31 protein-coding genes are annotated in these 25,262 nt (G+C 69.9%); 8 read left to right on the top strand and 23 right to left on the bottom strand.

The annotated features are described in order from the left end of the window. Position 1: 1 nt before the first annotated feature. The 6 genes from QQJ79_RS07055 to QQJ79_RS07030 form a co-directional block, all read right to left on the bottom strand. Positions 2-808, bottom strand: coding sequence for a response regulator (locus tag QQJ79_RS07055; protein ID WP_284222218.1), 807 nt, complete (start codon positions 806-808; stop codon positions 2-4). A gap of 91 nt (positions 809-899) precedes the next feature. Next, complete coding sequence (locus QQJ79_RS07050; protein ID WP_284222217.1) at positions 900-2,195, bottom strand: adenylosuccinate synthase; 1,296 nt, start codon at positions 2,193-2,195, stop codon at positions 900-902. 82 nt (positions 2,196-2,277) lie between these two features. Then, positions 2,278-3,429, bottom strand: coding sequence for a phosphoserine transaminase (locus QQJ79_RS07045; protein ID WP_284222216.1), 1,152 nt, complete (start codon positions 3,427-3,429; stop codon positions 2,278-2,280). Further along, positions 3,429-4,355, bottom strand: a complete 927-nt coding sequence (locus tag QQJ79_RS07040; protein WP_284222215.1) for a DnaJ C-terminal domain-containing protein — start codon at positions 4,353-4,355, stop codon at positions 3,429-3,431. The genes QQJ79_RS07045 and QQJ79_RS07040 overlap by 1 nt, the downstream gene beginning before the upstream one ends. Positions 4,356-4,432: 77 nt before the next feature. Continuing rightward, on the bottom strand, positions 4,433-5,236 hold the full coding sequence (locus QQJ79_RS16015; RefSeq protein WP_348521779.1) for a DUF2163 domain-containing protein: 804 nt from the start codon (positions 5,234-5,236) through the stop codon (positions 4,433-4,435). Positions 5,237-5,239: 3 nt separating this feature from the next. Next, positions 5,240-5,869 (bottom strand): DUF2460 domain-containing protein, encoded by a 630-nt coding sequence (locus tag QQJ79_RS07030; protein WP_284222214.1) that lies wholly within the window; start codon positions 5,867-5,869, stop codon positions 5,240-5,242. A gap of 149 nt (positions 5,870-6,018) precedes the next feature. On the opposite strand from QQJ79_RS07030, the gene QQJ79_RS07025 reads away from it, so the two are divergent. Continuing rightward, entirely contained in the window at positions 6,019-6,501 is a 483-nt protein-coding gene (locus tag QQJ79_RS07025) for a DUF805 domain-containing protein (protein ID WP_284222213.1), read from the top strand. Positions 6,502-6,518: 17 nt separating this feature from the next. Here QQJ79_RS07025 and QQJ79_RS07020 read toward each other — a convergent pair whose 3' ends face one another. From QQJ79_RS07020 to QQJ79_RS06985, 8 genes are all read right to left on the bottom strand, one after another. Continuing rightward, positions 6,519-7,049 carry a phage tail tape measure protein gene (locus QQJ79_RS07020; RefSeq protein ID WP_284222212.1) on the bottom strand — a complete coding sequence of 177 codons (531 nt, stop codon included), beginning with the start codon at positions 7,047-7,049 and terminating at the stop codon, positions 6,519-6,521. After that, positions 7,042-7,176 (bottom strand): phage tail assembly chaperone, encoded by a 135-nt coding sequence (locus QQJ79_RS07015; protein ID WP_284222229.1) that lies wholly within the window; start codon positions 7,174-7,176, stop codon positions 7,042-7,044. Before QQJ79_RS07015 ends, QQJ79_RS07020 begins: the two co-directional genes overlap by 8 nt. Positions 7,177-7,211: 35 nt before the next feature. Further along, a complete protein-coding gene (locus tag QQJ79_RS07010; RefSeq protein WP_284222211.1) occupies positions 7,212-7,508 on the bottom strand; it encodes a GTA-gp10 family protein in 297 nt (98 codons plus the stop codon). Further along, complete coding sequence (locus QQJ79_RS07005; protein WP_284222210.1) at positions 7,508-7,918, bottom strand: phage major tail protein, TP901-1 family; 411 nt, start codon at positions 7,916-7,918, stop codon at positions 7,508-7,510. The genes QQJ79_RS07010 and QQJ79_RS07005 overlap by 1 nt, the downstream gene beginning before the upstream one ends. Beyond that, a complete protein-coding gene (locus QQJ79_RS07000) occupies positions 7,915-8,328 on the bottom strand; it encodes a DUF3168 domain-containing protein (protein ID WP_284222209.1) in 414 nt (137 codons plus the stop codon). Before QQJ79_RS07000 ends, QQJ79_RS07005 begins: the two co-directional genes overlap by 4 nt. Next, on the bottom strand, positions 8,325-8,618 hold the full coding sequence (locus tag QQJ79_RS06995) for a phage head-tail adapter protein (RefSeq protein ID WP_284222208.1): 294 nt from the start codon (positions 8,616-8,618) through the stop codon (positions 8,325-8,327). Before QQJ79_RS06995 ends, QQJ79_RS07000 begins: the two co-directional genes overlap by 4 nt. Positions 8,619-8,626: 8 nt before the next feature. Beyond that, positions 8,627-8,893: a head-tail connector protein gene (locus QQJ79_RS06990; RefSeq protein WP_284222207.1), complete on the bottom strand. Its 267-nt coding sequence runs from the start codon at positions 8,891-8,893 to the stop codon at positions 8,627-8,629. 112 nt (positions 8,894-9,005) lie between these two features. Continuing rightward, a complete protein-coding gene (locus QQJ79_RS06985; protein WP_284222206.1) occupies positions 9,006-10,259 on the bottom strand; it encodes a phage major capsid protein in 1,254 nt (417 codons plus the stop codon). Between the two features lie 414 nt (positions 10,260-10,673). Here QQJ79_RS06985 and QQJ79_RS06980 point away from each other — a divergent pair, with 414 nt between their 5' ends. The 3 genes from QQJ79_RS06980 to QQJ79_RS06970 all read left to right on the top strand — a co-directional run bounded on the left by QQJ79_RS06980 (position 10,674) and on the right by QQJ79_RS06970 (position 11,925). Beyond that, the gene (locus tag QQJ79_RS06980) at positions 10,674-11,111 is read left to right on the top strand and encodes a hypothetical protein (RefSeq protein ID WP_284222205.1); all 438 of its coding nucleotides are present in this window, start codon (positions 10,674-10,676) and stop codon (positions 11,109-11,111) included. A 50-nt stretch (positions 11,112-11,161) separates the two neighbouring features. Continuing rightward, positions 11,162-11,302 (top strand): hypothetical protein, encoded by a 141-nt coding sequence (locus tag QQJ79_RS06975; RefSeq protein ID WP_284222204.1) that lies wholly within the window; start codon positions 11,162-11,164, stop codon positions 11,300-11,302. A gap of 80 nt (positions 11,303-11,382) precedes the next feature. Then, positions 11,383-11,925 (top strand): hypothetical protein, encoded by a 543-nt coding sequence (locus QQJ79_RS06970; protein ID WP_284222203.1) that lies wholly within the window; start codon positions 11,383-11,385, stop codon positions 11,923-11,925. A gap of 10 nt (positions 11,926-11,935) precedes the next feature. Here QQJ79_RS06970 and QQJ79_RS06965 read toward each other — a convergent pair whose 3' ends face one another. Beyond that, positions 11,936-12,892 (bottom strand): FecR family protein, encoded by a 957-nt coding sequence (locus QQJ79_RS06965; RefSeq protein WP_284222202.1) that lies wholly within the window; start codon positions 12,890-12,892, stop codon positions 11,936-11,938. A 129-nt stretch (positions 12,893-13,021) separates the two neighbouring features. Between QQJ79_RS06965 and QQJ79_RS06960 the strand changes: the two genes are divergently transcribed. Next, positions 13,022-13,573, top strand: a complete 552-nt coding sequence (locus QQJ79_RS06960) for a hypothetical protein (protein WP_284222201.1) — start codon at positions 13,022-13,024, stop codon at positions 13,571-13,573. A gap of 3 nt (positions 13,574-13,576) precedes the next feature. Here QQJ79_RS06960 and QQJ79_RS06955 read toward each other — a convergent pair whose 3' ends face one another. The 8 genes from QQJ79_RS06955 to QQJ79_RS06920 all read right to left on the bottom strand — a co-directional run bounded on the left by QQJ79_RS06955 (position 13,577) and on the right by QQJ79_RS06920 (position 21,188). Beyond that, positions 13,577-14,005 (bottom strand): HK97 family phage prohead protease, encoded by a 429-nt coding sequence (locus QQJ79_RS06955; RefSeq protein WP_284222200.1) that lies wholly within the window; start codon positions 14,003-14,005, stop codon positions 13,577-13,579. Beyond that, entirely contained in the window at positions 14,002-14,229 is a 228-nt protein-coding gene (locus QQJ79_RS06950) for a hypothetical protein (protein WP_284222199.1), read from the bottom strand. The genes QQJ79_RS06955 and QQJ79_RS06950 overlap by 4 nt, the downstream gene beginning before the upstream one ends. A gap of 104 nt (positions 14,230-14,333) precedes the next feature. Next, complete coding sequence (locus QQJ79_RS06945; protein WP_284222198.1) at positions 14,334-15,497, bottom strand: phage portal protein; 1,164 nt, start codon at positions 15,495-15,497, stop codon at positions 14,334-14,336. Positions 15,498-15,521: 24 nt separating this feature from the next. Further along, positions 15,522-16,751 carry a DNA-packaging protein gene (locus QQJ79_RS06940; protein WP_284222197.1) on the bottom strand — a complete coding sequence of 410 codons (1,230 nt, stop codon included), beginning with the start codon at positions 16,749-16,751 and terminating at the stop codon, positions 15,522-15,524. After that, positions 16,687-17,031 (bottom strand): hypothetical protein, encoded by a 345-nt coding sequence (locus QQJ79_RS06935; RefSeq protein WP_284222196.1) that lies wholly within the window; start codon positions 17,029-17,031, stop codon positions 16,687-16,689. Before QQJ79_RS06935 ends, QQJ79_RS06940 begins: the two co-directional genes overlap by 65 nt. A 199-nt stretch (positions 17,032-17,230) precedes the next feature. After that, positions 17,231-19,651 carry a PAS domain-containing protein gene (locus QQJ79_RS06930; RefSeq protein WP_284222195.1) on the bottom strand — a complete coding sequence of 807 codons (2,421 nt, stop codon included), beginning with the start codon at positions 19,649-19,651 and terminating at the stop codon, positions 17,231-17,233. A 46-nt stretch (positions 19,652-19,697) separates the two neighbouring features. Continuing rightward, positions 19,698-20,153, bottom strand: coding sequence for a YcgN family cysteine cluster protein (locus QQJ79_RS06925; RefSeq protein ID WP_284222194.1), 456 nt, complete (start codon positions 20,151-20,153; stop codon positions 19,698-19,700). A gap of 51 nt (positions 20,154-20,204) precedes the next feature. Continuing rightward, entirely contained in the window at positions 20,205-21,188 is a 984-nt protein-coding gene (locus QQJ79_RS06920) for a hypothetical protein (RefSeq protein WP_284222193.1), read from the bottom strand. 167 nt (positions 21,189-21,355) lie between these two features. Between QQJ79_RS06920 and QQJ79_RS06915 the strand changes: the two genes are divergently transcribed. From QQJ79_RS06915 to QQJ79_RS06905, 3 genes are all read left to right on the top strand, one after another. Further along, a complete protein-coding gene (locus QQJ79_RS06915) occupies positions 21,356-23,185 on the top strand; it encodes an ABC-F family ATP-binding cassette domain-containing protein (RefSeq protein WP_284222228.1) in 1,830 nt (609 codons plus the stop codon). A gap of 652 nt (positions 23,186-23,837) precedes the next feature. Beyond that, a complete protein-coding gene (locus tag QQJ79_RS06910) occupies positions 23,838-24,884 on the top strand; it encodes an ABC transporter substrate-binding protein (RefSeq protein WP_284222192.1) in 1,047 nt (348 codons plus the stop codon). Further along, positions 24,871-25,262 (top strand): ATP-binding cassette domain-containing protein (locus QQJ79_RS06905; protein WP_284222191.1); only part of this gene is annotated, 392 nt, incomplete at its 3' end. The genes QQJ79_RS06910 and QQJ79_RS06905, both read left to right, overlap by 14 nt.

Raw genomic sequence — 25,262 nt, 5'->3', positions numbered from 1 at the left:
GTCAGCCGGCCTTGGCGACCGGCTCGACCTGATGCATGGCCAGCAGGGTTCCGATCGGCGCCGCCAGGGTCGCCTTTGTCGGCGGCCCCGACGCCATCGACACCTCCAGCGCCCCGACCGCCACGGCCAGGCGCGAGTCCGACACCTTCATGGCCAGCATCTTCAAGGTCGCCGCCTGCTCGCGGATGGCCCGCACCGCCTGCATCGGGTCACTGTCGAACTGGTCCAGGGCCGAGCCCAGTATGCGCATCGCCTGGTCCTTGGCCTCCAGGTGTCCGGCCGCGCCCGACGCCGACCGGTCGGCCTTGCGCTTTCTGGCGCCGGAGAATTCGCCTGAGTTGAACCGGCGCCGGTCGGGACCGATGTAGCCCACAGCCTCAACCCAGTCGCGCGGCTTCAGCGCGACGTTCTCGACCCGTTTGAACAGGTCGGCGCTGGTGAAGGGCTTGCGCAGGAATTCATGCACGCCGGAATCCCGGGCGCCCAGGATCGTGCGCGCGGTCGCGTCGGCGGTGATCATGATGATCGGCGCGCGGCGGCAGTTCATATCCGAGCGCCGCAGCGCCCTCGCCAGGGATTCGCCGTCCAGCCCCTCCCCCGTGCGCTCTGTGAAGACGATGCCGGGCTCAAGCTCCGCCGCCGCCATCAGGGCCCGTTTCTCGTTCGCCTGAACCACGATGTCGCGCGCGCCCAGACCCTTCATGATGTCGGTCAGCAGCCGGGCGGCGTGAGGATTCGGGTCGACGATCAACACCCGTTTGACGACGGGCTCCAGCTTCGCCAGCACGCGACGATCGACTGCAAACAAGACGCGAACCTCCACCTCGGAGGTCGTGCATAACTGAACCGGGTTAAAGCGCGTTGAACGCGCGATTAGCGGGGTTCAGCCGTCGGGTCGTCTAACCCCGAAACGGGTCGTGCATCATGATCGTGTCGTCCCGCTCGGGGCTGGTCGACAACAGAGCGACCGGGGCTCCGATCAACTCCTCGATCCGGCGAACATATTTGACCGCATTGGCGTTCAGGTCGCGGAAGCTGCGCGCACCGGCGGTGCTCTCGCTCCAGCCGTCCATCTCCTCAAACACCGGCTCGGCCGCGGCCTGCGACTTCAGGCTGGACGGCAGATAGTCCAGCACCTGTCCGTCGATCCGGTAGCCCGTGCAGATCTTCAGCGTCTTCAGTCCGTCCAGCACGTCCAGCTTGGTCAGGGCGATCCCGTCGATGCCGTTGATGGCCACCGACTGCCGCACCAGAACCGCGTCGAACCAGCCGCAACGCCGGGCCCGGCCGGTATTGACCCCGACCTCGCGCCCCACCGTCGCCAGATGCGTCCCGACCTCGTCATTGAGTTCACACGCGAACGGCCCTTCGCCGACCCGGGTCGTGTAGGCCTTCACAATCCCCAGCACATAGCCGACCCCGCGCGGGCCGATGCCCGACCCCGCCGCGGCCTGCCCGGCCACGGTGTTGGAGCTGGTCACATAGGGATAGGTGCCGTGGTCCACGTCCAGAAACGCGCCCTGCGCCCCCTCGAACAGCACCCGCTTCCCGTCGCGCCGCGCCTGATCCAGCACCCGCCAGGCCGGCTGCACATAGGGCAGGATCTTCGGCGCGATCTCCAGCAGCTGCGCCAGCAGCGCCTCCGGATCGATCGGTTCCAGACCCAGCCCTGCCCGCAACGGATCGTGGTGCGAGCGCAACCGCTCGATCTTGACCTTCAGGTCGTCTTCATTGGCCAGATCGCAGACCCGGATGGCGCGCCGCCCGACCTTGTCCTCATAGGCCGGACCGATGCCGCGTCCCGTCGTGCCGATCCGCGCGCCCGGCGCGCTCGCCGCCGCCTCGCGCGCCACGTCGAGCGCCGGATGGATGGGCAGGATCAGGCAGGCGTTATCCGCCACGATCAGCACCTCGGGACTGATCTTGATCCCCTGCGCCTCGATCTTGTCGATCTCCCCGACCAAGTGCCAGGGATCGACCACCACGCCATTGCCGATGATCGAGGGCTTGCCCTGCACCACACCCGAGGGCAGCAGCGCCAGTTTGTAGACCTTGCCGTCGACAACCAGCGTGTGGCCGGCGTTATGCCCGCCCTGGAACCGCACGACCATGTCGGCCCGGTTCGACAGCCAGTCGACGATCTTGCCCTTGCCCTCGTCGCCCCACTGGGCGCCGACTACCGCGACGTTCGCCAAGACTGTTCTCCGCTGTCCGGGATTTCGGAATGCGGGCGCAGCCTATAGCCGGGGAATCGGCGGGTGTCCCGTCGCCGGACGATTATTCCGTCAGCGCCGTCTCGAACGCCCAGTCCAGCCAGGGCGTCAGCGCCTCGATGTCCGCCGTCTCGACGGTGCAGCCGCACCAGATGCGCAGCCCGGGGGGCGCATTCCGGTGGCTCTCAATATCGAAGGCCGCGCCCTCGTCCTCGACCAGCGCCTTCATCCGCCGGACCAGCGCCTGCCGCGCCTCCTCGGCCATGGCCGTCACGCGCGGATCGACGATCCTCAGGCAAACAGAGGTCGTCGACCGCGTCGCCGGATCGACGGCCAGATAGTCGATCCAGTCCGTCCGCCGCACCCATGCGTCCAGCGCCGCCGCATTCGCCCGCGTCCGCGCGATCAGCGCCTCAAGCCCGCCGACTGACAGCCCCCATTCCACGCCGTCGATCCAGTCCTCGATCGTCCAGACCGAGAAGGTGTTGATCATCGACCCCGACGCCAGCGTCCGGTCGAAGCCCTTGCCGTCGCGCAGGCGCAGCACCTTGGGCACCGGCCTTGGCGGCGCATAGCGATCCAGTCGCTCGACCGCCCGCGGCGACAGGGCGGCCACGCCCAGTCCCGCCTCTCCGCCCAGCGCCTTCTGGAAGCTGAACGTCACCACATCCAGCTTGTCCCACGGCAACGGCATGGCGAAGGCCGCCGAGGTCGCGTCGCAGATCACCAGCCCTTCACGGTCATCGGCGATGAAGTCCGCATTCGGCGCGCACACGCCCGACGTCGTCCCGTTCCACGGAAACACCAGGTCCTTCGCCGGATCGACGGTCGAGGTATCCGGCCATTCGCCCCACGGCGCCGCAATCACCTCGGGTTCCAGCTTCAGATGCTCGACCGCATCGGTCGCCCAGACCTTGCCGAAATTCTCGAACGCCAGCACCTGCACCGGCCGCTCGCCCAGCATCGACCACAGGGCCGCCTCGACCGCCCCGGTGTCGGACCCCGGCACATAGACCAGCACCCACCCCGCCGGGACCTGCAGCAGCTCCCGCGTCAGCCTCAACCCATGAGCAAACCGCTCCACCACCTCGGGCGCGCGGATGCCGCGCCCCAGCAGCGCATGCGGAATCGCCTGCGACGACCACCCGGGCCGTTTCGCCGTCGGCCCGGACGAGAACCAGGGCCGCTCCGGCTTGAGGTTCGGGCGGTTCGCCATCAGTCGCGGAAAGGCCGCACCGGCCCCTTGTCGCGTACGGCCTGCGCCAGCTTCGTCAATTCGGCGCTGTCTTCCGGCAGGGTGATCATGAGCTTGGCCAGCAGGTCGCCGCGCTTGCCGTCCGCGAACGCGCCCCGGCCCTTCAGCCTCAGCACCTTGCCCGAACTGGAACCGGGGGGAATGGTCATGCTGACGGTGCCCTCGGGCGTCCGCACCGGAACCTTGCCGCCCAGCACCGCGTCATACAGCGCCACCGGCTGATCCATGGTCAGGTCGGCCCCGTCGCGGGTGAAGACCGGATGTTTCGCCACCCTCAACTCAATCAGGGCGTCGCCCGCCGGACCGCCGCGCCCCGGCGCGCCCTGGCCCTTCAGTCGGATCGTTTGCCCATCGCTGGCCCCCTTGGGGATCGCCACGTCCAGCATCCGCCCGTCCGAGAACTGGATCCGCCGCGTCGCGCCCGAAATCGAGTCTTCGAGACTGATCTCCAGCGTGGCCTTGACGTCCTGACCCCTGGACGCGAAACCGCCTGGCCGCGCGCCGCCCGGCCGGGCCGCTCCACCGAACATGCCGCCGAACAGTTCATCGAGGTCGATGTTCTCGAAACCCTGCTGTCGGGCCCCGCCCTGACCAAAGGGATTTCCGCCCGGACCGCCGCGAGCGCCGCCTGGTCCACCGCCGCCGAAGCCGCGAAACTGCTCGCGGCCGTCCGCATCGATCTCGCCCCGATCGAATTTCGCCCGCTTTTCCTTGTCGCCCAGCAGGTCGAAGGCGGCGGTGATGCGCTTGAACCGCTCGTCCGCCACCGGGTTGCCGGGGTTCTTGTCCGGATGCAGTTCCTTGGCGAGCTTGCGGAACGCCTTCTTGATTTCGTCCGCGCTCGCGCCCCTCGAAACGCCCAGTTCCTTGTAGGGATCGCCCGCCACGTCGAATGCCGCTCCATCGAAAGCCGAGAGCGTCAGTTAGGGCATCCCGCGCGCCGCGCAAAGGGAGAGGCGGCAAATCAGGGCGTGAGAGCGGCGAAAGCCTCCATCCCCCAGCCATATCCGTCGCCCCACTGGGCCACGGCCACCTGAGAATCGCCGTCCAGCCCGCCCGGAAAATCCACGGCCAGATCGGTCGCCGAAAAGGTCGCCGTATTCCCCTCGAGCTCGAACGCCCGTCTCTCGGTCGCGCCGTCCAGCACCCTCACCCGAAACCTCAACGACCCGAACCCGGCCGCCTCGCCATCCCAGCGGTCGCCATCGATCCTGGCCCGCGCGATCCAGCCCAGGTCGAAGCCGCCGTCTGTTCGCGCCGCGACCCGAAGGTGCGCGGGCGACCACGGCCGCTCATGCAGCCCCGTCGCCGTGAACGCGACCTCGCTTACCCCTCCGCCGACCACCCGTTCCAGCTTCGCCAGCGGCCCTTCCAGCTCGGCGCTGAACCCGGCCCCTTCGCGCCGGATGCGCGCCAGTGTCGCCGTCCACAGCCGCACCCGCAGATCCGGCCGATCCCAATCCACCCGCCACAGGGAGACCGAAGCCCCGTCATACAGCCCCGCCTCCACATCGGCGTCGGTGATCGCCGCATCATCCAGACCGCCTGCGACCGCCGCCGACCCGGCGCTCAACCCCACGGCGCTGTCCGCCGCCCCCGCGGTCCAGCCGCTCGCCGCCCGGCACGTCACGTTTTCGACGATCAGGTCGCGGTCATGATCCGTGAACCCCAGTTTGACCCCGTCCGTCCGCCGCATCACCCAGGCATGACACAGCCTCGCCGCCCCGCTCTCGATGCGGGCGGTCAGTTCGATTGGTATGGCTCGCATGGCTCAGACCCGCACCTCGATCAGCGGCACGGCCGCCATCCGTCCGGCGTCGAAACTCTCCAGCGTGACCTCGATCCTGTCGGCGTCGAACCGCACCGGCGTGTCGAACTCGAAACCGGCGGTCACCGCCGCACCCGCATCGGGTGGAGCGTTCAGCGTCACCGCCCCCGTCGGCGCATCGACCGCGAACCCCGACGCCGCCAGTTCGACTCCGTCGATCGCAACCCGGACCGTCCCCTCGACCGGCTTGGCGATCCGCCGCTCCAGCGCGTCCTCGCCCTCCCCATATCGCTTGACCAGCGGGAACACCGTCCGCGTCCCGTCGCCCTCGCCCAGCGCCTGGTCCAGCGAACCGGCCGCCGCCCCCGGCGCGCAGGACTTGCAGTCCGCGAAGTCCCGGAACCGGAAGCCGTACAGCCGCCCGCGCCGCGCCTCGAAAAACCCTGTCAGCGCCGCCATGTCATCCAGCGAGCGCAGATTGGCCCCGATCAGATAGCGCCGCCGTCCCTGGGTCCATGGAGTCGAGCGCCGCTCAAACCCGGACCCCAGCGTGACGATCTCGGTCCGCCGCTCCACCCCGCCCGTCGATCCGAACGCCAACCGCGCCGGCAGCCTCACCTCATGAAAACTCATCCGTTCGCCCCAACTGAGAACTTGTCATCCCCGCGAAAGCGGGGACGCCTGTCCGGTTCTTCCGCGGCCCCGCTTTCGCTTGTCGAGCGAGCGCCGTTACGCCATTCTTCCCCGCCGGGCGTCGGGCCCGGAACGCGCGGGAGGGCGTCATGAGCACCGAAACTTCAGCCCCGAGTCAGGGCCTCGACTGGCAGAAGCTGTTGTTTTCGTTCGAGGGCCGTACGCGCCGCTCACATTTCTGGATCGGCTGGCTGATCTGCGTCGGTGCTGGCTGGGTCGCCAACTTTATTCCGTTCGTCGGCCAGCTGATCTCGCTCGCGCTGATCTGGCCCAACCTGGCCATCGCCGTGAAACGCCTTCACGACATGGGCAAGAGCGGCTGGCTGGTCGTAATTCCATGGGTCGCCTGCATCATCGGCGGCATCGCCGCGGTCTCCATGATGGGTGTCTCGGCCCTGTCCAACGCCGCGGCGCTGGAGGACGGAGATCCGGCCGCCATCATGGCCCTGTTGGGCCCTGCCATGGGGGTCGTCGGCGTGGTCCTGTTGGTCTGCCTCGGCTTCCTGCTCTGGATCGGGCTGGCCGAGGGTCAGCCCGGCGAGAACCGTTACGGTCCCAACCCCAAGAGTTGACCGCCTGACGAAGGGGATCAGAGTCGGCGCGCGCCCAACGATACGGCGCGCGCCAGCATCTGGGCGATCTGCGCCTCGGAACGCAGCAGCGCCTGTGGCCCCCCGTCCACCCGCACATTGACGATGACGCCCCCGCCGCCGGCCGGCTCGATGACCCCGGCGCCTGTGGGCCGGAACACTTCCGGTCCCCGCTCACCGACCAGATAGGCTCCGCCGCCGAGCACCGCCCCTCCGTCGGCGCGCGAGCCCGCGAACACCGTCTGCACCGCCTGGGCGATCGCCTCGCCCAGCCCGCCTCCGCCGCCCGATCCCGACGCCGCATTCACCGCCGCCAGGACCGCCCGCGCCAGCTCAGCCAGACTGATCTCCCCGTCCGCCGCCGCCCGGGCCAGCGACCGGACCAGACCGTCTCCGGCCCTCCCGAAAGCAGCCTCGATCGAGGCCGCCGCCCGCTCCGCCGGCTCCCGCAACCCCTCCAGCGCCGCCGCAGCCTCCGCCGCCTTGCGCGGCACCCCGTCCAGGGCGGTCGGTTCAGAACTGTCACTCATCCGGCCAACTCTCCGCCATTCGCATCAGGTCTTCGCGCCTCAACGGCGCCGCGCCGCCCGGCCGCTCGGTCAGCATCCGCCACTCCCGCAGCGACAGCCGCCAGAACCCCTCCGGCCCGACCCCCATTCGCGCCGCGGTCCGCAACATCTCGCCCCAGGGAGTCATCCGGCTGCGGCCGCAAAGGCCTTGGCCACCGCCTCCGCCGCCTCTCGCGGATCGACGCCCGCCCGGTCCAGCTGATCCGCCAGCGCCCGCTCCTCCCCGCCCCGCAGCAGCGCCGCCAGCACAGTCATCAGATCCAGCGCCGACAACGTCCGCATCCGCTCCGCCAGCCCGGACAAACCGTCCACTCCCAGACCCGTCTCGATCTCCGCCAGCGCGCCCAGCGTCAGGCACAGCCGCCGCTCCGAACCCGCCAGCAGGGCCGCCACCTCGCCCCGCGCGCCGTTGGCCGCCATCACAGCGCCTCGAACGAGAGTTCACCCGAGCTCGCCAGGCTGATCGCGAACGTCGCCTCCCCCTCATGCTCGCCGGCGTATTCCAGCGCCGCCACGAGGAAAGGCCCCTCCAGCACGCCGAAGTCCGGCACGATCAGCCGCCATACGCGCGCCGCCTGATCGAAGAAGGCCTCGCGGATCAGGGCGTCCGAGGCCGCGTCGCGGAAGATTCCCTCCCCGGCCACGGCCGCCGACTTGACCCCGGCCCCGCCCAGCAGCTCGCGCCAGCGCCCCGCGCTGTCGCCGTCGGTCGCATCAACCGTGCGGGCGTTCAGCGAGATCGTCCGCGCCCTCAGGCCCGCGACCGTCGTGAACACGCCCGGCGCGCCCTCGATCTTCAGCAGGATGTCCTTGCCCCGTTGAGCGCTCATGTCTCCACCTCCTCCGTGACGGCGCGCACCCGCAGCACCGCAAATGTCCGCGCCCCGTCGGGGCTCGGGAAAACGTCGGCGAACGGGACCCTCAGGCTCACCGTCCGCACCCCGTCGGCCTCCAGCGCCGCATCGTTCAGCGCGACCCGCACCGCCGCCAGCACCGCCTTGGCCTCCTCGGTCCCGCGAAACCGGGAAACGATCGTCAGGGTCAGCGCCTGCTCGACCCCGCCCCCGTCCGCCCCGACCGGCCGGCTCTCGCCTCGCCCGATCAGCAGGTGCGGAAACGCCCCGTCCGGCGGCGCCGCATCCCAGATTCGCGCCGGTTCTCCCAGGAGCGCCTGCACCGTCGCATCCGCCTTCAGATGCGCGATCAACGCCTTCTGCAGCGCCAGTTCATGCGCGCTCATCGGATCCGCTCGAGGTTCAGGATCGCCCGCCCGCCGACCGTCTCGCCCGAGACGATCCGCCAGTCGCCGCCGCCGAACCTCAGCATCCGGCCCGTGGCCAGCAGCGCGTCCGACCGCGTCTCCGCCGTCACCGTCTCGACGGCCCGCGCCCCGCCCGGTTCAGACTTCTCGCGCCGCCGTCGCGCGCCGAGCTTCAGCCAGGCCGACCCCAGCGGCTCCCAGCTGACCGCTCGCCCGCCGTACGGGGTCTCTGCTTCCAGGCCCCCGAACAGGCCGGCCAGCAGCCGCATCGCGCCGCTCACAGCCGCACCACCCGGTACGGCGCCACCCACGCCTCGACCGGCGCGATCGCCATCTCCCGATCGCCCCGCTCATAGGCCCGCAGGGTCAGCATCAGGATCGCCAGCCGCAACGGCGCCGGCGAGGTCGAGGTCAGGGTCAGCCCGACATCCCCCTCGACCCGCGCCCGGGCCGCATCGATCAGCGTCTGGATCAGCCCGTCCTCAGCGTCGTGTTCGACGCGCAGGAACAGCTTCGCTTCCGCCAGTGAGTCGGGTGCGCTCATGGGAACCTCGATTGTCTGGAGAGGAAGGCGGCAGGCATCAGGCAACAGGCAGCGGGTCCAACCCCGCCGCCCCCACCTGTTGCCTACCGCCTGTTGCCTGATGCCTCGGCGACTACGTCGCGCTGAACTTCATCACCTTGATCGCATCAAAGTTCTGCACCCCGCCGCCGACGCGTTTGGTCGTGTAGAACAGCACATAGGGCTTGGCCGAATACGGGTCCCTCAGCACCCGCACCCCCGCGCGATCGACGATCAGATAGCCGCGCTGGAAATCGCCGAAGGCGATCGCCGCGCTGTTGGCGGCGATGTCCGGCATGGTCTCGATCTCGGTCACGCGGTAGCCCAGCAGGGACGCGGTCTCGCCCGCCCGCTGCGCCGGCTGCCAGATGTAGTTGCCGTCGGCGTCCTTGAATTTGCGCACGGCCGAGACCGTCTTGCGGTTCATCACGAACCGTCCGTTCGGCCGGTACTGGGCCTTGGGCGCATAGACCAGGTCGATCAGCCGGTCGGTCGGGCTGGTCGAGGAAAACGCGCCCGCCGCGCCCGAAGCCACATAGCCGACCTCGCCCCAAACGGCGCTGGCGTCAGCCACGATCGGATAACTCAGGAACCCCTTCGGCTTGTTGACCCCGTCGCCGGTGACAAAGGCCTGGGTCTCCTGCGCCGCGAAGGCGTCCTCGACTTCGGCGGCCAGCCATTCATCCAGATCGATCAGGGCGTCGTCCAGCAGCGACTGGGTCGCCGCCGGATTGGCGTACAGATCGGCCGACGGAAACTCCAGCAGGGCCAGGGTCGCCGGATCCGTCTCCGGCCTTGCGGCGGTCTCCGCCACCCAGCCCGAGGCCACGCCCGCCGTCGACACCGGCTTCCTGAACACCCCCGCGCCCACCGTCCGCACCGTGGCGATCTCGCGCATCGGCGACCCCGCCATCAGCCGCCGCTCGATGGCCCGCTCGGTCTGTTCCGGCACCACATAGCCGGCCGAGTTCGACGCCGTCGACAGCCCCGTCTTCAACTCCAGCCCGAACGACGCGCCGGTCTTCAGATATCCGTCGAAAGCGGCCTTCGTCTCCTCCCCATGCAATGGGGAGGGGGACCGCGAAGCGGTGGAGGGGTGGCGGCCCCCCGACTCGATCCCCGGCCGCCGCCCCTCGCTCACCACCCTGTCGAGCCGCGCCTGGGCGCTGGCCACCGCCTGGTCGATCCGCGCCACCTTCTCCTCCAGCAGCGCATCCGCCGAACTCTTGCGCTCGATCTCCTCCAGCCGGGCGTCATTGGCCCCTTTGAACGCCTCGAACGCCGCCATCATCTCATGCATGGCGGCGCGCGCCTCGGGCGTGCCCGAGGCCTGTTTGGTCTCTTTCATGGTCTCTCCTGCTAAGGTTTCCCTCTCCCCGCGGGACAGGGCTTGAGCGCACGGCGCCGTCTCCGGCGTCGTCCTTGCGCGACCCGAAGGGCGGCGCGAAGCAGCCAAAGGGTGAGGGGCTACGGCGCCCCGTCAGCTCGCACCGGGGCCCTCACCCGATCGCGCCAGAACAGCGGCTTCGCCACTGTGCGCGGTCTCCCTCTCCCCTCGGGAGAGGGAGACGACTAAGGTCGCCCTCGTGTCCCGCTTCACCCCCCCCTCGAATCCGACATCCTCGACGCCCTCGCCTGGGACCTGCGCGACATCGCGCCGGACCTCGCCGGCCAGTTCGCGGAGTCCCTGCCCGGGGCCCGCCGCAACACCGGCTCCGGCCTGTTCACCGAAGTGATCGTCGACCGTTCCCGGCCCCCGCCCATGACCACGCCGACCGGCCGGTTCGGCACCGTCCACGCCATGGTCGGCGACCTGCCCGATCCGATCGCCTTCCAGGTCGAACTGCGGCAAGGCCGGCTGCTGGCCCTGCATGGCGACGCCTATGGCCAGGACACCCGCGCCATCGACTTCGCCCGCGTCCCCTACGACCAGGTCTTCACCCTTGATGACCAGGGCGAGTCCGTCGCCTTTGATCCCGAGGCCCTGATGCAGCCCAGCCCGCTGCTGGACTTGCACGCCCACGCCGACCACGAACCGCCGCTTCCCGTCTCGCCTCCGCCCCTCGTCAACCTCGGCGCCCTGCAGCCGGTTCAGAATCCCGACCCGCAGGGCCTTGTCGACGTCATCTTCGGAAAGGTCCATCCACGACGCCGGTCGACGAGAGCGCTCCGGTCGACAAGGCGGATCAGACCTCCCTGAAGATCGGCCTCTGGGTCGCCGTCGCCATCGGCGCCCTGCTGATCACCCTGGTGATGCGCCTGCCGATCTTCTTCGCGATCTTCCTGACCTTCGCCGTGGGGCGGATGCTGAGCCGCCCGCCGGTCCTCTCGGCCCTCGCCCACGGCGCCCGTCGCCTCGGCCAGTACGAGTACCGTCCGCCCGAGCGCTGAAAGCCTTGAAGTTGCAAGCGATTGACACCCACGGAACGGCGTGATCTCGCTTAACCATGGTCAAGCTTGGGACGACGCTCATGTCCAGATTTCTCGCCGCGACCGCCACGGTCGCCGCCCTCCTGTCCGCCGGCGCCGTCCAGGCCGCCGACCGCTGCGGCGCCGTCACCCACACGCGCTTCGGCGAGACCCGGGCCTGGTTCGGCAATACGCTCGCGGCCTGCCGTCCCGACGGTTATTGCTCGGCCGTCGTGGCCATCGCCGACCCCACGGGCCAGGCCGCCTGGCGCCATCAGCTGCGCGTGGCGCGCCCCAGCCCCGGCGCCGACTATCTGGTCGAGCTGGCGGCGACCGACCCCATGCCCGTCGCCGGCGTCATGCGCTTCACCACCCCCGGCCAGACCGTCGACCCGGGCTCGTGGCTGGTCCCGACCTCTCCGGGATCCAATGAGTACCGCGTCAGCGATCCGATCCTGACCCGTTCCCTCGTCTCGGGCCTGCGCCGTCAGCGCATCGCCCGCTGGAACTATCCGTCCGCCGACGGTCCGGCCGAGGCCTATTTCTCCCTGATGGGCATGACCGCCGCTTTGAACTGGATCGACTGCCGCGGCGGCGCCGGCTGAACCCGACGGCTTATCCCGGCCGCTGTGCGCCGCCCGGACCCGCGCCCGGCTGCTGGCCCGGTCCTGACGACCCGGGACGAGACTGCGCGCCCCTGTTCTCCTGACCGCGGTTTGCTCGACCCCCGGGCGCCTGCGCCTGAGGCGTCTGGCCCTTGACCGCCACTCCCTGTGGGGTCTGTCCTTGCGGCGCCTGCCCTTGTCCCTGAGGACCCGAGCCTTGCGGGCCTTGCCCTTGGGGCGGCTGGCCCAGCGGCGGCTGCCCTTGCGGTCCGGCGCCCGGTCCGCCCGGCTCCCTGGGCGGCAGCCTGCCTGCCAGCCGTTGCCCGGCCTCGGGGGAAAGACGGAACGGTTCGGACACCCGCCGGCCCCGCACAGCCACCGCCTGTCCGGGCTCGCGCACGATGCGCCGCACGCCGTCCACCTCGATCTCGATCTCGCCCTCGACCAGCACGATCACCGCCGCCTGCTCCGGATCGTCCGCCGGGCCGGGCGTTCCCGTCTCGCCGTCCAGCAGTTCCAGAGCCTCGGTTCCGACCGCCGCCTCGATGATGGTCCCGCGTATGCCGATCGTCGCCGTCGGCGTCCGGAAGGCCGTCCTTTCCTGTTCCGCCCCCCGGCTGCCCGAGACGAAGCGGAAGGCCCCGCGCACCAGGGAGACCAGCACCCCGGCCGGCTCGGCCTCCGTGTCGATCACGAACCGGTCCACGTTCAGCGCCGCATTCGCCCCCACCGTCAGCATGGACTGATCTCTCAGCCGGATCATCAACCGGCTGTCGGCGCCTGTGACGATGGCGTCGGCCTGACGCACCGTCCCGTCGACGACCGAGGGCCGCCAGGCGCTCTCATCAGCGCTTCGGGTCCGGACGCTGTTCTCGACCACGGCGTTCACGCCGACGGGCGTCTGCGCCGCGACCGGCCCGGCCAGCACCGCCAGCAGGCCCGCTACGATCAGGAAACAGCGTTTCATTGAGGGCCCTGCGGAACATGGTTCTGAAACTCACATACCATGTCAATACGAAAGGAATACCCGTTCGGACGCCGCTGGCGCTGCCTCGCTGGCCCCGGCATAGTCGGCCTCCCAGGAAGAGGAGTTCCGATGCGTCTTTCGATACTCGCGGCCGCTCTGGCCCTGACCTTCGCCGCCCCGGCCGCCGCCCAGACGGCGCCCGCGCCTGCGCCGGTCTCGACCGCCGCCACTGCCGATGTCGCCACGCCCGAGGCCATTGTCGCGGCCCTCTATGACGTCATCTCCGGCGACGCCGGCGTGGCCCGCGACTGGGGCCGCTTCCGCTCGCTGTTCCATCCCACGGCCCGGCTGATGCCCTCGGGCGTCAACCGCGAGGGAGTGGGCGTGGTCCGCTCGATCACCCCGGACGAATATATCACCCGCAGCGAACCCTTGCTGGTGGGCGAAGGCTTCCACGAGCGCGAGATCGCGCGCCGCACGGAGCGGTTCGGCCACATCGCCCATGTCTGGACCACCTACGAAAGCCTGCACAGCCTCGCGGACCCGCAGCCGTTCGCCCGCGGCATCAACAGCGTCCAGCTGTTCCACGACGGAACCCGATGGTGGATTCTCAGCGTCTACTGGCAGGGCGAAACCCCGGCCGCGCCCATCCCGGCCGAATATCTGCCGCCGGCGAACTGACGGTCACGCCACAAGGAACCTTGCCCCCGGCAGCATCGGAAACGTCACCAGCGACACCTCCCAGAGCTCGACCTCGACCAGCACCCTGAGCCGCCCCTCCCGGCGCGCCCGGCTGCTGCGGAATCCGATCGACAGCCCGTCCAGCGCCCCCGCCCGCGAGAGCGCCCGGGCGAACCGTCCCTCGGCCGACCAGTCCATGATCCGGCCCCGGACGAACAGGCCGCGCTCGTCCTCGACTATCCGGTCCCAGACGCCGACGACCGCCCGGCCCTCGTGCTGATGCAGCATCCGCACGCCCCGGACGCCCGTCTTCGCCAGACTGGCCGCGAACGCGCCCTTGGCCACCACATCCCCATTCAGGTCGGCCACGCCCCACAACGAGGCATAGCCCTGAATCCTGAGATCCGCTTCGACCCTGGCGTCGGCGATCATCCCCAACCCTCCAGCCTCTCCTCGATCCGTTCGACCGCCGCCCGCGTCGCCCGGCTCTGCTCCTCCAACCGCGCCAGCCGCTCGGCCACCAGCCGCTGCTCGCCGACCCGTTCCTCCAGCGTCGCGATCCGCGCCGCCGCGCCGCCCGCCCACACAAGCCCGCCCACGGTTTGCACCGCGAGGGCCGCGATCACGGCGACCGGGATTTTCCTGATGTCGATCATGCCCGTCTCCCAGGTGGTTGGTGGTTGGTGACTGGTGGTTGGTGGTTGGCTTCAATCCGGTGCGGCAATCAGGGTGCATCCAGCCACCAATCACCAACCACCAATCACCCCTCTCCCACCCCCGCCATCCGCCGCCGCTCGTCATCCGTCAGGAAAGTCGCCGCATTGAGCCGCGCCCACAGCGCATCCCGCTCGGGCTGCAGCGCCGGCAGCCCGTCGAGATCGGCCTCGATACGCGTCCCCGCGAACCGCCCGCCCAGCCACCCCGTCAGCGCCGCCGCCGTCTTTCGCACCAGCGGAACCACCGTCCCGCGCCAGAAGGCGGCGTTGGCCTCGCGATAGTTGGCGTAGGTCGCGTCTCCCGGGATCCCCAGCAGCTGCGGCGGAACCCCGAAGGCCAGGGCGATCTCCCGCGCCGCCGCGTGCTTGCCGGCGATGAAGTCCATGTCCGCCGGCGTCCAGCTCATCGGCTTCCAGTCCAGCCCGCCCTCCAGGATCATCGGCCGCCCCGCGTTCATCGTCCCCGCGTGGCTCTCCTCGACCTGCCCCCGCAGCGCCTCGAATTGCTCGGCCGTCAGCCGCTCGCCGTCCTTCGCCCCATAGACCAGCGCCCCGCTGGGCCGCGCCGCATTGTCCAGCAGCGCCTTGTTCCAGGCGCCCGAGGCGTTGTGCACATCGATCGCGAACGCCGCCGCCTCCAGCGGCGAAAAGCCGTAGTGGTCGTCCGTCGGGTGGAACAGTTTCAGCTGCATCACCGGCGACCAGCCGTCCGCCGCCCGGCCGATCCGGACCGACCGTCCGTCTACGGAATACTCCCACGCCTCGGGCCAGCCTGCCCGTCCCGGCACCACCTTCACCCGGTCCGGCCGCAGCGCCCAAAGCTCCTCCGGCGCCGCATCGCCGACCGCCTCGGCATAGGCGTTCCCGGCCGTCTGCAGCGCGCCGTACAGCGCCTCCAGCCACTCCGCTCCCGACTGCTCAGGGTTCGGCCGCGCCAGCAGCGCCGCCAGCGGATGATCATCTCGCCGCACGCCGTCTGCGAATACGATCAGCGGCGTCGACGCCGCGGCCTCCGCGATCATCCGCACGCAGCGATAGGCCACGGCGTTCCTGGCGAACCCCTCCTCCGCCAGGTGGGCGTAGTCCCGCGGCGTCCATCGCGCCCGCCCGCCGGCCGTCAGCGCGATCAGCGGCCCGGCCCGGCTGTCCTTGATCTCGGGCGCACGCTCGCGCCCGCGGCGGCCCATCGGCCAGCGCAGCTTCGCCATCCTCGTCCTTCCTGAAAGTCTGTCTCAGAGCATCCTTATCCGCGGTCCCGCCTTCGGCGGCGGCAGCAGACGGGTCACCGCCCACACCAGGGCGTCGGCCCGGTCGGGACTGCGCCCGCCCCCGTCCGCCGACCCCAGCGCCATCAGTTCTTCTTCCAGCGCCGGAAACGCCCCGCAGTGGACCACCCGTCCCTGTTCGTACAAGGCCGCCACCGGCTCGGCCCGCGCCGCCTTGCCCCGGCTGGCGTGGACCAGTTTGATCGCGGTCTCGCAGCCGCCGTGCGCCAGCACGGTCCGCACCATCTCGCCGCCCTGGTTCTTCTCGGCCACGATCTCCTGGGCCCCGAACTCGCGCGCCGTCTGGGCCACGATGGTGGCCCAGCCCTGGGGCGACTCTCCGCCTTTCGACCGATCGGCCAGCACATAGGCCCGGCCGTCCCTGCGACCCACGATCACGATCCCGCAGGCGTCGCCGCCCGCGCTCGCCGGCGGGTCCACCGCCACCACGATCCGCTCCAGCGTCGCCGGCCGGTTTCCGCGCGCCCGCGCCAGATCCTCCGCCCGGAACAGCGCGCCCTCCGCCTCGACCACCAGCCCCTCCAGCTCCTGCGCCTCCAGCCGCGTCCCGGCGTAGAGCGTCCTCAGGTGCGCGAGGAAACCCGGCGACAGGTGCCTCGCATTGGCCTGCGTCCCGGCCCGGTCCGTGACCACGCCCGCCTCCGCCAGCAGCCGGCGCAACGCCGGAATGGGTCGGGGCGTGGTCGTCACCATCAGTCGCGGATCGTCACCCAGCCTCAGTCCCAACCGCAGATTGCTCAGCACCGCCTCCGGCCTGCGCCAGGCGCAGAATTCGTCGGCCCAGGCCTGGTGAAACTGCGGCCCTCTCAGACTGTCGGGGTCCTCCGCCGAAAAGGCGTGGGCCACGCTGCCGTTCGACCAGACCAGACGACGACGCCCCGCCTCCCAACGCGGCCGTTTCGACTGCTCCGGGAGGGCCTTCAATCCCGATGGCCCCTCGACCATGACCTCGCGCACATCGTGCAGCGTCGGTCCCACAAGCGCGAACCGGCGGTCCTTTACGTCGGCCAGATGGTTGATCCACCAGGCGCCGGCGAAGGTCTTGCCCGCTCCGCGTCCGCCCAACAGCACCCAGGTCCGCCAGTCCGGCGTCCCGACCGGCGCCTGGTGGTCATGCAGACTGAACCGACTCCCGGTCAGGTCGTGCAGTCGGCCAGCATCCAGGTTCGACAACAATTCCTTTCGCTTCCAGGACGGCGTTGAGGCGATCGAGACGGGTCTCCAATTCGGCGCGCATTCGCTCAAGGTTCTCTGGGCTGTCGTCACGATGTTTCATCTCGTCCTCTTCCGGATGACGGTCGCCGCCTGATCGAGGCGGCGGCGACAGCGCCACGACGGCCCGAACCGATCGGGCGAAAACACCCACCGCGCGGACTCGTCGCACGGCGGCCGCGAGGTCATCGACCGCCGGCCTTGCCGCCTTCAGGACCACGACGTCTTCATCGACGATCGCCATGAAGTCATCCTGCAGCGCGTCGGACCATGCCGCCGCCCGCGCCGCCCTGTCCTGATTTCCCGTCATGCCCAAAGAGTAGCCGACCAGCGCACCCCGGCGGGCAAATCGCAGTTACAAAATCACAAGCGATTGATTTCAGGCGATCTTATCGCGCCAACCCGACTATAGATTCGCGAACTGTCAGCACAGCGTCACGCCGTCAGGCGGCCTGGGACGCCTTCACGCTCGCCCGTTGTTCCAGCCGCGCCGCAATCACGCGCAGCAGCTCCGCCACCTGGATCGGCTTGCCGACGTGATCGTCCATGCCCGCCTCCCGGCAACGAAGCACCTGCTCCGGCTGGACATTGGCGGTCAGGGCGACGATCGGCACGCGCCCCGCCTCCCCGTCCAGCGCCCGGATGGCGCGGGTCGCATCCAGCCCGTCCATGACCGGCATATGCACATCCATCAGGATCAGGTCATAGCCGCCGCCCCTGGCCGCCTCGACCGCCCGGGCCCCGTCCTCGACGGTCTCCAGAGCGACGCCCTGCGCGCCCAGGATCGCCACCACCAGTTCCCGGTTCGCTGCGGCGTCATCGGCCACAAGGATGCGCAGCCCGTCCGGGCTCGCCGTTTCTCCGCCCGCCTGTTCGTCGGTCGCCATGGCCTCGGCCGGGGTCAGGGGAACCTCGAACCAGAAGGTCGAGCCCTCGCCGATCCGGCTCTCCGCCCCGATCTCGCCGCCCATCATCTCGACCAGTCGCCGCGAGATCGAAAGGCCCAGCCCCGTCCCGCCATAGACGCGCGTGGTGGAGTTGTCGGCCTGGCTGAAGCGCTCGAACAGGGTGTCGATCTTGTCGGCGGCGATCCCGATGCCGGTGTCCGTCACCGCGACCCTCAACCGCTCGCCGGTCCACGACGCCTCGAGCGTCACGAATCCTTGCGAGGTGAATTTCGCCGCGTTTGCGAGGAAGTTCAGCATCACCTGCCGCAACCGCCCTTCATCGCCCGTCAGCGCCGTCGGCAGGCCCGGGTCAAGCTTCACTGCCAGTCCCAGGCCCTTGACCTCGCATTGCCCCTCGACCATCGCCGCGGCCGCCTGCGTCAGCGCCCGCGGATCGAAGGCCCGCGCCTCCATCTCCACCGCCCCGGCTTCCAGCTTGGAATAGTCGAGGATGTCGTTGATCACGCCCAGCAGGGCCTCGCTCGCCGTGCCGATCCGGTCGGCGTAACGCCGCTCCGTCTCCGGCAGGGCGGTGCTCTGCTGCAGCAGGCCCGAGAAGCCGATCACGCTGGTCAACGGCGTTCTCAGTTCATGGCTCATATTGGCGAGGAATTCCGACTTCGCCCGCGCCCCGGCCTCGGCCCGGTCGCGCGCCTCGATCAGGGCCTCCTCAAGCCGCTTGGTCTCGGTGACGTCGCGCACCAGATCCTGGAACTCGATGACCCGGCCCTCGTCATCCCGGATGATCGAGGTGCGGGCCTCGAACCAGCGGCAGCCGCCGTCCTTGACGAGGCCGCGATAGGTCACCCCGCGCAGCGCCCATTCCGGCGGCGCCTTGACGAATTCCCGGAAGCTCTCGGCAAGGGCCGGCACGTCTTCGGGATGGATCAGGTCCGTCACCGGCCGCCCGACAACATCCTGCGGCCGATGTCCGCTGACCCGCTCGATCGACGGCGAGACATAGGTCACCAGCCCGTCCACGCCGTAGGTGATGATGATGTCTGTGGCCCGGTCGGCCAGCAGCCTGTGCCGCTGTTCGCTTTCGGCCAGCCGGTGCTCGGCCCGGACCGCCTCGGTCACGTCCTGGAAGACGCCGAACATGGACTCGACTCGCCCGTCCGACCCTCTCTCCGTGTCAGCGTGGGCGTCGACCAGACGCTCTTCGCCGTCGGCCCGGACCAGGCGCGCCCGGATGCGGAAGCCTTCCCCGGTCGCGAGCGCGTGCGTCACCGCCTGCCGAAGGGTCTCGCGATCCCCGGGATGGAAGAAGTCGATCGCGTCGCCGAGGTTCGGGTCGAACGCCTCGCGCGTCACGCCATAGATCCGGTAGACTTGGTCCGACCAGGTCGACTTCAGGGTCTCGGCGTCCATCCGCCATTGGCCGACGCCGGCCATTTCCTCGGCCAACTTCAGCAGCTTCAGCTGCTCGGACTGCCGGCGGCCAATTTCAGCGCGATCGATCAACTCACCGGCCATCCGGGCCAGAACCTTCAGGTTCTCGATCTCCGCGTCCGTCGGTCGGGCACGCGGCCGGATGTCCATCACGCCGATCGCGCCCACGGCCTCGCCGTCGGCATTGGCGATCGTCACGCCGGCGAAGAAGCGCAGGAAGGGCGCTCCGACCACCATCGGGTGGTTCCGCACCCGCTCATCCTTCAGCCCGTCTTCAACGATCAACACCGCGCCCGGGCCCATGGCGACCATCAGGTGTGTGGCCGTCAACTCGCGGGGCAAGCCTGTCTGGTCCAGGCCGACATTGGCGCGGAACAGCGTCTGTTCCCCGTCGATCACCCCCACCATGGCATGGGGCGTGTCAAACATGGCGCGGGCGAGCGCGGTCAGCCGCTCGAACGGGCTGTCCAGATTCAGAGGCTCCGTCGTCGCTTTGCGCGACTCTTGCGGACTTTGGGCTCCCATGGGACCTATCTACGGGAGCAACAACAAAGTTTCGGTTAGCGGAGCCTCAGCCCCGCTCGAGGTCCCACTCGGGAGCTTCGAAATCCAGCGCGTCCTCCGGCTCCTTCAGCGCCAGTTCCGACACCGTCTGCCCCCGCACGGACACGCCGGCCGCATGCACGCTCTCCGGATCCCCTGAGATCAGGGGATGCCAGTCGGCCAGCCCCCGCCCCTCATGGATCCGTCGATAGGCGCAGGACTTCGGCATCCAGCCCAGCTGTTCGATATTCCACGGCGTCAGCTTGATGCAGTCGGGCACCTGCGCACGCCGGTTGGCGTAGTCGATGCAGGTGCAGCGGTCGCTGTCGAACAGTTTGCAGTGCACCCGCGTCGGTACGACCTTGCCCGTGTCCTCGTCCTCGAACCGCACCACACAGCACAGGCCGCAGCCGTCGCACAGGCTCTCCCACTCCTCGCGGGACATCTGTTCCAGACGCTTGGTTTGCCAGAAGGGCCGATCCATCGGCGGCCTCTTACGCGGATCGCTCCGGGCTGTCTCCGCCCTTCGACGGGATCAGGTCGCGGGCGGCTCGGGCGCCGCGGCCGTCGGGCCCATCAACGGCATGGCCGCCGCCGGGGCGGAGACCGGCGCCGGCGCCACGGCGTCCACCCTCTGCCAGATGTTCAGCCGGTTGGCCGGCGGGGCGTCGCCGCGGCTCGGTCTCAGCCGCTCGCGCGAACACTCCGCCTTCACCCGATCCAGCAGCGGCCCCCAGAACTCCGGCCTATGGTCCGCCGTCCTCGCCGCCGACCGGCCCGTCAGCCGGTCGCCCAGCCGCGCCATCGGCCCGTCGTCCCGCGTCCGGCGCAGGTTGGCGACCGAGCCCATCATGGCCTTGCGCAGGGCGTAGTTGCAGCCGCCCAGCCGCTGCATCCGCTCGCTGACCACGAAATATTCGTCGCCCGACAGGCAGCGCAGTTCCTGATCCTGCGCCCGCGCCGCGCTTTCGGCCCCGGCCGCCGCCTCGTCGATGCCGGTCCGGGTCCGGGCTCTCGCCGCCATCCGGTCCGGCGCCCCTGCGTCATAGCTGCCCAGCGCCGATTGCAGACACAGATCGATCCGGTTCGACGCCGCCATCGCGCCATCCATGTAGGATACCAGATCGCGCAGTTCCGGCGCGGCCGTGTTGTCAGCGGGCAGGATCAGGTCCCTGAGGTCGGAATAGGTGGTCTGATAGTCGCTCCACACCAGGGTGAAGTCGTCGTAGCGCGCCTGCGCCGCCTCCTGCGATCCGCCGCGCAGCATGGCGTTGGCGACCCTGCGGCTGTTGACGTCGAACAGGTCGGACTGGCGGCGATAGGCGTCGATATGCGGCGCGGCCTGGGTCAGCATGTCCGCCGCCGCCGCGACCTCGCCCGAAGGCCGCGAGACGCTGTCATAGACCAGCGTGCCCGCCACCGGCGTCAGGGCCAGCACGATCCCGCCCAGCAGTTCGCCCCAGCCGAAGCCGCGCTTGCGGCGCGCGGACGGCGCCGCCTCCTGATCCTGGTCGCTCATCGCCATCCCCCCGGACGTTCAACGTCAGACTAACACCGTTCCGCGGCCTGCCGCCGCGAATCCCTTAACGAGCGAGGCCACGGCCGGTGGCCACAGCGCCCCGCACCGCCTATATGGCCGCCTTCGACCGCGCGGCCTCCCCGCCGCGCCGCGTGTCCAGGTTTCGCATGGCTCCCCGTCCTCCTCTCGTCGCCCTCAAGAACGTCCGTCTGCAGGACGGCCAGCGCCCGCTGTTCGACGGCGTCGACATCGCCGTCGAGCCGCGCACCCGCGCCGCCCTCGTCGGCCGCAACGGGGCCGGCAAGTCGACCCTGATGAAGATGGTCATGGGCCTGATCGAGCCCGACGCCGGCGACCGCTCGGTCCAGGCCGGCACCCGCTTCGCCTATGTCGCCCAGGAGCCGGTCATCACCGGCGAGACCCTGCTCGACTACGCCGCCTCCGAGGGAGCCGAGCGCTGGACCGCCGAGGCCTGGCTGGCCACCTTCGGCCTCGATCCGGAAAAGCCCGCCGTCAACCTGTCCGGCGGCGAAATCCGCCGCGCCGCCCTGGCCAAGGCCTTCGCCGAAGAGCCCGACCTGCTGCTGCTCGACGAGCCGACCAACCACCTCGACATCCTGGCCATCGAACTGCTCGAGGAGGAGCTCCTCCAGGCCCGGTTCTCCGTCCTGGTCGTCAGCCACGACCGCGCCTTCCTCAATCGCGTCACCCAGTCCTGCCACTGGCTGGAAGGCCGCCGCGTCCGCACCCTCAACAAGGGCTTCGCCGCCTTCGACGAATGGGCCGACAAGGTCATGGAGGAGGAGGCCGAGTCGCTACGCCGCCTGAACAAGGCGATCGAGCGCGAGACATACACCTTCTACCGTTCCATCACCGCCCAGCGCACCCGCAACGAGGGCCGCGCCCGCGCCCTCAACGCCATGCGCGAGGACCGGGCCGAGCGGGTCAAGGACATCCCGCGCGAGCTCAACCTCGGCGTCGATTCCGGCGGCCTGTCGGGCAAGCTGGTGGCCGAGCTCAAGGGCGTGACCAAGAGCTTCGGCGACCGCGCCGTCATCAAGCCGTTCAGCACCCGCGTCATCCGCGGCGACCGGCTGGCCATCGTCGGGCCCAACGGCGCGGGCAAGACCACCCTGGTCAAGATCCTGCTCGGCCAGCTCAAGCCGGACGCCGGCACGGTCCGCCTCGGCGCCAATCTGGAGCCCGTCTATCTGGACCAGTCGCGCGAAGGCCTGCGCAGCGACATGACCCTGTGGGACGCCCTGACCCCCGGCGGCGGCGACAGCGTGCTGGTGCGCGGCATCTCGAAACACGTCGCCGCCTACGCCAAGGACTTCCTGTTCCAGGAGGGCCAGCTGCGCCAGCCGATCTCGACCCTGTCGGGCGGCGAGCGCAACCGCCTGCTGTTGGCCCGCGCCCTGGCCAAGCCCGCCAACATGCTGGTTCTCGACGAACCGACCAACGACCTCGACATGGACACGCTCGACAAGCTGGAAGAGCTGCTCGAGACCTATGACGGCACCCTCATCCTGGTCAGCCACGACCGCGACTTCGTCGACCGCCTGGCCACCTCGACCATCGCCATGAACGGCCGCGGCGACATCGTCGAAACCCCCGGCGGCTGGACCGACTTCATCCGCCAGAACCCCGGCTTCCTCCAGCCCGGCGCCAACCCGCGCCCGCAGGACAAGGACGCCGCGCAGCGCGCGGCCGCCGCCCCGGCGCCGGCCTCGATCGCGACCGCTCCGAAAAAACCCGGCAAACTGACGTTCAAGGACGCCCACCGCCTGAAAGAACTTGAGGGTCTCCTCGCCTCCCTGCCGGACGACATCGCCCGCCACGACGCGACCCTGTCCGACCCCGGCCTCTACGCCCGCGACCGCAAGGCCTTCGACCGCGCCACCGCCAACGCCGCCCGCGCCCGCGCCCTGCTGGCGGCCGCTGAGGAAGAATGGCTGGAGCTCGAAGCGAAGCGGGAAGCGCTCGCCGGCGCCTGAACGCGGCGTCACGACGCCCGAAAATGGGCATTTCGATCGAATTTCCGGCCGTTTTCGCGAGCCTGTGCAGAAGTCACAAGACCTTCACATGGCGAAGAAAATTCGAAGATCGTCACAGGCAGCCGAGCACCCTGCACGATTTATCCCCAAGGTCGTCCACAGACGCTCGTTCCTGACCGCTTGCCACATCCGCGGATCGGAGCGAGCTTGATCAGGCCGAGGGACACGGCGGCGCGGAAAACCGGGGAGACCCGGGGATCAAAGCGGACCGGCCCGGCTCTCTGATCGAACGCACCGGGGGGTTTCGACCTTAACGGACGGGAGACAGGATCAAGGCCCAAAGGACCCTTCGAAGGCTTCGGCCGGAGAAGACCGGAGGGAACCGGATCGGGATCGATGGACGGCGCGGGGCTCGACCTCGTGGAACGCCGGAGACCAGGAGCGCGACAGGATACAGCTGACCATCGTCGGGGTTCGCCTTGCTGATGCTGAAGCCAGGGTCCTGAACCTCAATGGCCAAGTCCAACCCGGACTTGGCGAGGGGACGAGGAGAACCGCTTGCGGGGATCTTTGTCCCCTCGCTCAATTCCGGCGTCCGGTTGCGCGGACCCGCCCCCTTCCCCTTCGCCCGCCTGAGCCGTAAACCACGGCCATGACCTTGCGTGGGAATCGCCGTTTCTCGATCGACCGCCGCGCCCTCCTCGCCGGGGCCGGTGCACTGACGGCCACGGCGGCGCTGGCCGGCTGCCAGCGCGCCGAGGCCCCCGTCGATGAGGAAGGCCGCGTCCGCCTGCGCTTCGCCACCGACTGGCGCGCCCAGGCCGAGCACGGCGGTTTCTACCAGGCCCTGGCCTCGGGGGCCTACGCCAAACGGGGCCTGAACGTCGAGATCATCCAGGGCGGCCCGGCCGTCAACGTGCCCCAGCTGCTGGCTTCCGGCGCGGTCGAACTGGGCATGGGCTCCAACAGCTTCATCCCGATGAACCTGGTCGCCGAGGGCGCCCCGGTGAAGGCCGTCGCCGCCTTCTTCCAGAAGGATCCCCAGGTTCTCATCGCCCACCCGGATCCGGCGCTGGAAAGCATCGCCGATCTGGCCGGTCGGCCCTTCCTGCTGGCCACCGCCTCGCGCGACGCCTTCTGGGTCTGGCTCAAGGCCAAATACGGCTTCACCGACGATCAGGTCCGGACCTACAATTTCAACCCCGCCCCCTTCCTCGCCGACGAGCGGGCGGTGCAGCAGGGCTATCTGACCTCGGAGCCGTACAGCATCGAACAGGCGGCGGGCTTCGCCCCGCGGGTCTTCCTGCTGGCCGACGAGGGCTATCCCTCCTACGCCGCCATGGTTTTGGCCCCCAACGCTTTCGCCCGCGACAACGCCGCCGCCCTGCGCAGCTTCATCGCCGCCTCGGCCGAGGGCTGGCGCGACTATATCCAGGGCGACGGCAAGGCCGCGGACGCCCTGATCCGCAAGGCCAACCCCGAGATGACCCAGGCCATCCTCGACCAGGCCCGCGCGCGGCTGAAGGCCAACGGCATCGTCGACGGCGGCGACGCCGCCCTCTACGGCCTCGGCGCCATGACCGCCGAACGCTGGCAGGCCTTCTTCGACGTCACCTCCCAGGCCGGGGTCTATCCGACCAATCTGGACTGGCGCCAGGCCTTCACCACCCAGTACCTGCCCGGCCGTGGCCGCAGCTGACGCCGCGGCGTCGCTGGACGGCGTCCTCGTCCGCTACCCCGGCCGCGCGCCGCTCGGCCCCATCGACCTCTCCATCGCACCCGGAGAGATCGTCGCCGTCGTCGGCGCGTCGGGCGCCGGCAAGTCCACGGTTCTGCGCCTGCTTGCGGGGCTGGAACCGCCATCCGGAGGCCTCCTGCGCCGGATGGAGGGTCGCACCGGCTTCGTCTTCCAGTCCGCCACCCTGATGCCCTGGGCCGACGCCCTCGCCAATGTCGCCCTGCCGCTGGAACTGGCCGGCATGGCCCGCCCCGAGGCCCGCGCCCGCGCCGCCGAAGCCCTGACCGCCGTCGGTCTGGGCGACCGGCTCGACGCCCGCCCGCGCCAGCTGTCCGGCGG

The sequence above is a fragment of the Brevundimonas denitrificans genome (assembly GCF_030160755.1).
GTDB classification, from domain to species: Bacteria; Pseudomonadota; Alphaproteobacteria; order Caulobacterales; family Caulobacteraceae; genus Brevundimonas; species Brevundimonas denitrificans.
This window is presented reverse-complemented; position numbering and strand designations above follow the sequence as displayed.